General features: G+C 41.6%; 5 protein-coding genes. All 5 read right to left on the bottom strand.

Translation table 11 applies throughout. The features are described 5' to 3' along the window. The coding region (locus ACT3QP_RS13920; RefSeq protein WP_444525914.1) for a hypothetical protein at positions 1-698 on the bottom strand (698 nt) is incomplete at its 3' end. Beyond that, positions 698-2,392, bottom strand: coding sequence for a DUF2345 domain-containing protein (locus ACT3QP_RS13915; RefSeq protein WP_444525913.1), 1,695 nt, complete (start codon positions 2,390-2,392; stop codon positions 698-700). The genes ACT3QP_RS13915 and ACT3QP_RS13920, both read right to left, overlap by 1 nt. A gap of 30 nt (positions 2,393-2,422) precedes the next feature. Then, positions 2,423-3,097 (bottom strand): hypothetical protein, encoded by a 675-nt coding sequence (locus tag ACT3QP_RS13910; RefSeq protein WP_192520986.1) that lies wholly within the window; start codon positions 3,095-3,097, stop codon positions 2,423-2,425. Positions 3,098-3,133: 36 nt separating this feature from the next. Then, entirely contained in the window at positions 3,134-4,606 is a 1,473-nt protein-coding gene (locus ACT3QP_RS13905; RefSeq protein WP_192991870.1) for a M12 family metallo-peptidase, read from the bottom strand. Positions 4,607-4,623: 17 nt separating this feature from the next. Then, positions 4,624-6,210, bottom strand: a 1,587-nt coding sequence (locus ACT3QP_RS13900) for a DUF2345 domain-containing protein (protein ID WP_444525912.1), incomplete at its 5' end; no start/stop codon positions are given.

Below are 6,210 nucleotides of genomic sequence, written 5' to 3'. Positions count from 1 at the left end.
CTTACTATATTTAATCTCTCTTCAGGCATCTTATTATTTAATATTTCATTAACTTTTTTATAATTACCTTTCCAAGTTAATTGAATGAAACCTTTCCCCTTATATAGCAATCCTGTAAGATCTCCACCTTTTACTACATTGTCATAATCAAAATACCCATCATCAGTGTTACAAGCATAAACTCTTTTTGCAATTTCATTTTTTTGCGGAATCTGAGAGTAGGCATAAGTTTTATTGGTAAGGATATATTTTTTTCTTTGTACTTGTGAAAATTTATTATAATCATTTATTGGTATTCGTTTATAACCTAGTTGATCAGCTTCCTCGGGATAGTATTTAAAATAACGGTCGAAAGTTTTTTTTAATGATGGCACTGAATACCATAAGCTTTCCTCTTTTCCGACAAGTTCGTCTCCGACTTCTGCTTGGACGTGTGCTAAAAAATGTGCTATTCGCAGAGGAGTTGTCATTCCAAATTTTGGCATATATTTATTTAGTAAGGCTCTCACTACCTCCCGCTTGCGAGTATTAGCGTCAGGGAACATTTTTTGCATTTGTTGTTCGGTTATGAGAACTGCGACCTGAGTAATCTTAGCTTCCTCTACAGTTAGTTTGTCACTAGCTTGAGCGCATGACACTTTCTCTTGACCTGTTAAGATCTTAAAAACTTCAGGGTTACAGGTGTTAGAGTTACTCATTACATACTCTCCCTACCATCAACATTTATCAAATGGATTTTAATGTCTTGCTCAATGGACGTACTCATAATCTCAGTATAACCATCTTCATCAGTCGTACCTTCAAACACTTCGCCAGTTATTTCAGCCTGTGCAATATAATCGGTAAAGCTATAAGGGATGTCATCATCATCGGCGAATCTTACTAGAGCCTTATATTGTCCATGTTTTAAGTGAACCTTAATCTCATCAGGATCAGAGCTATAGAAAGTCTCAGTATTTCCTTCAATATCGGTAACACCCTCAAACGTCTCTTGCGTATTCTCATTGATAGCAATATATGGTGTGTTGGCATAAGGAATATCATCGTCGTCAGCGAACTTAAATTGTGCTTTATACATTGCGCCAGCCACTAAACTAGGCAACCCCGCCAACCCCTGTCCATCCATCCCGCCGCCATCACGACTATGCTTACCAGCCTTTTCCGTAAACTGCATCGCCGCAATCGTAATATCACCGCCATCTAATGTGATACTTGCACCGCCCGCCGTCAGCGTAATCTTATTCGTTGCTACCACTTCAACTTCCTTGGTCGAAGATGACATATTCACATCTTGCTTTGCTGTCGCTTCAAGCTTCCCTGTATGCGCTGACAGCATAATATTGTCTTTACCATTGGTCATACTGAACTGACCATCAGCAACCACTGCCAAAGACTCACTACTGACCTGATGATGCCCATCACCACTACTCACCATCATATCTTGCTGAGAGGTCGTTATCATCTCACCCATAGATCGTTGAATCAGCGTCTCGTCACTGACATAGCTCGTATCAGCAGCGCCATCGATCAGCGTATAGGGCGCTTGTTGATGGGTTTTGGTTTGCTGCTCCTCTGCGATAGTTTCTAACTGCGTCTTAATCGCTTTATGGTCATTGACCTGACGTCCCAGTCCCGTTGCCAATTGTGTTAAGCGCTCGGCTAAATGTTGACCACCGAGTGCCGTTTGAGTCAGAGTCGGGGTGTGCTGTTGATAGTTGTGCTGCTCAGATTGTGCATGGGTTTGCGGCTGGGTGGAGAATACTAAAGCTTCACCCGACTTGATATTGATTTGAGCGCTAGTATTGGCATTGATACCTTGACGTTTACTACTGGCGCCATCACTTTCAGCATTGATCACGCCCATCTTGAGCATGGCAGCCACTTGACCATCATCGACGTTTAGCTGTGAGTACGCTTGCTCATCTCTATGATCGCTGATCCACTCTGATAGGCCATTATCTGTATTACGATAGCCGCTCTCAACAGCTTGTTCATTGTCGGTGGCAAATAGGCTAGGGCGTGTGCTAGACAATAAGCTACCAGTATTGATTAAATGCTCACCATCACCGATAGGCTGCATCAGGGTTTGATCATCAGATCTATGGGTAAAGTGACTGCCATAGTTGGCCCCTGCTTGGGCCTCTGTCCGATTGATAGGTTGGGCAGGGCTGTCCAGTAGATAGCTTTTGGTCGGAGTCATGTGATTGCGACTGTCGGTATCGCTTTGATCATATGTGATACCGGTCATTGGCGGTAGTACGCGTTTGCTATATAAGCTACCCACCCACGGCGTGTCTGCGGTAATCAGACGCAGCTGGGTTAAGTGAATACCTGCTTCTAGTGTTGAGGCATGACGTTCATAGTGGCGACGACTGATGGTCAGACCTGTCACGTGTGCCAGACTGTTGGCTATAACAGTGATCTAACTAATCGTTAGTTTTTCGATCATGTCAAAATTACATTCGGCTATAGGGTGACCTGTTTGTCTTACGCCCCAAAGCTCAAAATATATGTCGTCATATGAAACATAGGTATGAAAAATTTTATCTTTAATTGATTGGTCATCATACAAGGTGATATTATTATTAACTTTATACGTATAGCTACTGTAAAGCTCATCAAATATTTCAACAGCCTTATCATGATTGTTAACTATCAAGTTAATAGTTTCAATTAGTTCAAGCTGATATTGTTTTGGCAATGTATGGCCAAACTCATTTCCGATAAATGCGCCATTAAAATTATATGTAATATCTGTAAGGTAATCATCTCCTCGAATAAGCACATAGCCTTGGCTGGTATGGAAGGTAAAAGTGTCAGTGTAGTCTTCATTTTCTTCGAACTTGTATTTTAGTTTCTTCCATAGGGGAGATATCCTTAATCTTTCAATAAACGTTGCTCTGGAAATAACGTCAATGGGTTGTTGTCTTTGTATGCCAGTATCAGGCGCTACGGGTTCTACCATTTCATATTCTTGTTCAATCGAATATTGTCGACAATCTAAGGCTTCATTATCGGTATTAACTTTTTTATTTGGTAGCTCATGACAACCTGCTAACGGCAAAAGCAATAGTATTACATATTTAACTTTAATCATATGGAATTCCAATTTTATTAAACTATGGTTTGAGTATTATCTAATGCTTCGGTCTTTTCTTAGTAGATCCCACTGCCACTTAAATAGTGACCACATATGATGCTTATATGGATTCGTCCCGCCACTCTCTTTTCCTGTGCGATCTAATAAATAAGAATAATCCATTAAATTGTCCGTATACCCTTGATAAAAGCTGTGTCGTGTCAACGAACTACTGGCAAATGTATGTGGCAAGCTAAAACTATGACCCAATTCATGTGCAAAAGTATCTAATTGAGTATTACCTTGATCAAATAATACCACTGCATTACCCCAAACCTTTGAAAAACAATCATCGTTGAACGTACAGTCAAATAAGTTCTCGACCATATTCTTTTCACGTGCTTGAGCGCTACCTAATGTAGTGTAAATACCAGTTTTAACCTTATAGTCTGTAAATATTACGAAAGTTTTTTTATTATTAGCACCTTCAATGCCACCTGAAGGTACGTATTTTTCACTAAATAATTCATATAGTTTGACTATATCTTTTTTTAAGTTACTGCCTTCGCTTCTTGAAACATTAGTATTTGGTGGATACTTTTCAAGAAACTTTCGGATCATTATCCCTTTTGCACTACGTCGAGTATGATTGTTTTTTTCGTCAGCCACGTTTAACCGACTTATACCTTTCACCTCACCACGAACTAACGCTTGATTTAAAGATCTATATTTAAGGTAGTGCTGATAGGCAGGAGGTGTTGGTACAGTCGTAGCTCCAGACTTTGTGCAGAAATGGACAACAACTATATCTGCATTAGGTATGTTGCTATTTGGATAAATCATGAGAACACCAACTTTACGTTGGTATTTACCTCGTTTAGCAATAACCTTAATAAATCTGGCCTTATTACTAGAACTTGTAGCCTTAATACTAATCTTGATAGATTCATCAACATAATATTTTATGTTTCTAGAGTATCCGTTTTCTCCGTCAGTCTGTTCGCCAGATCTAACTAGCTTTCTGCTTTTCTGACCTTTAGTAATTAATTTTTTCAATGCGATTTTGGTGGGTGAAACAACGATACCAGGACTTGTACTGAATTCTAATACAGTACTATCATTTGATGATAAAGGTTTATTATCATCAGTCGTGAGCTGATCTATTTGCAAATATAATTCTACTTCGGATCTATCAGGGAAGATACCTAGCCAGGCAGGAATATAGGCTTCGGAGGTATTACCAATTTCAGTAACTTCGGATAACGTGCTATTGCCTGGTTTTAGCGTAGTATATTCCTTAATCAGATCATGAACATTACCCCGATAAAGTCTTTTTGGTTTAGGTCCTGCTTCTATAACTTGTTTAATATCATAAATGTACTCATCTCTTAACCAGTCGAAGCCGTAAGATCCGTTATAACCTTCTTTTATTGGTCGTCGGAAATGTACCAAAAAACGTCTTGGAGCTGATATTTGCGTGTCTTTTGTACCATGGTCAGAGCTGGAGCTACCTGATGTTGTTCCCATTATGAGCAACCTTTTATTTAATCTATTTCCAAATGTATTTCAAATTCTTCTGGTGTCTTCGTATAAAAGCGTTGGGTCATACCTTCTTTATCTGTTGTTCCATGGATTTTTTCCCCCGTTGCTTTATTTGTAGCAATATATTGAGTTTCACTAAAAGGAATGTCGTCATCATCTGTGAAACGAAAACAAATACTGTTAGCGTGACCAAAAGCAGGCAACCCCGCCAACCCCTGTCCATCCATCCCGCCACCATCACGACTATGCTTCCCAGCTTTCTCCGTGAACTGCATTGCCGCAATCGTAATATCACCGCCATCTAATGTGATACTTGCACCGCCAGCCGTCAGCGTAATCTTATTCGTTGCCACCACCTCAACTTCCTTGGTCGAGGATGACACATTCACATCTTGCTTTGCTGTCGCTTCAAGCTTCCCTGTATGCGCAGACAGCATAATATTGTCCTTGCCATTGGTCATACTGAATTGGCCATCAGCAACCATTGTCAAAGACTCACTACTGACCTGATGATGCCCATCACCACTACTTACCATCATATCTTGCTGAGTGGTCGTTATCATCTCACCCATCGATCGCTGAATCAGCGTCTCGTCACTGACATAGCTCGTATCAGCAGCGCCATCAATCAGCGTATAGGGCGCTTGTTGATGGGTTTTAGATTGCTGCTCCTCTGCGATACTTTCTAACTGGGTTTTAATCGCTTTGTGGTCATTGACCTGACGTCCCAGTCCCGTTGCCAGTTGCGTTAAACGTTCAGCCAGATGCTGACCACCCAATGCCGTTTGGGTAAGAGTGGGTGTGTGCTGTTGATAGTTGTGCTGTCCAGATTGCGCATGGGTTTGCGGCTGAGTGGAGAATACCAATGCTTCACCCGACTTGATATTGATTTGAGCGCTAGTATTGGCATTGATACCTTGACGTTTACTACTGGCGCCATCACTTTCAGCATTGATCACGCCCATCTTGAGCATGGCAGCCACTTGACCATCATCGACGTTCAGCTGTGAGTACGCTTGCTCATCTCTATGATCGGTAATCCACTCTGATAGACCGTTGCCCGTGTTGCGATAGCCACTCTCAATGGCTTGTTCATTGTCTGTGGTAAATAGGCTAGGGCGCGTGCTAGACAATAAGCTACCAGTATTGATTAAGTGCTCACCATCACCGATAGACTGCATCAGGGTTTGATCATCAGATCTATGGGTAAAGTGACTGCCGTAGTTGGCCCCTGCTTGGGCTTCTAAGCGATTGATAGGTTGGGCAGGGCTGTCCAGTAGATAGCTTTTGGTCGGAGTCATGTGATTGCGACTGTCGGTATCGCTTGGATCATCTGTGATACCAGTCATTGGCGGTAGCACGCGTTTACTATATAAGCTACCCACCCATGGCGTGTCTGCGGTAATCAGACGCAGCTGGGTTAAGTGAATGCCTGCCTCTAGAGTGGAGGCATGACGTTCATGATGGCGACGACTGATGGTTAGACCTGTCACGTGTGCCAGACTGTTGCGTGCCAAGTGTACGATATGGGTCGCACGATAGTGCTGATTGAGATGGTTGTGATCGACTAGTATAAAGGTATCGGCAAC

This window comes from Psychrobacter sp. AOP7-B1-24, from assembly GCF_052376215.1.
Taxonomy (GTDB): Bacteria; Pseudomonadota; Gammaproteobacteria; order Pseudomonadales; family Moraxellaceae; genus Psychrobacter.
The sequence above is the reverse complement of the archived record's forward strand: the minus strand, read 5'-3'. Positions and strand labels throughout refer to the sequence as shown.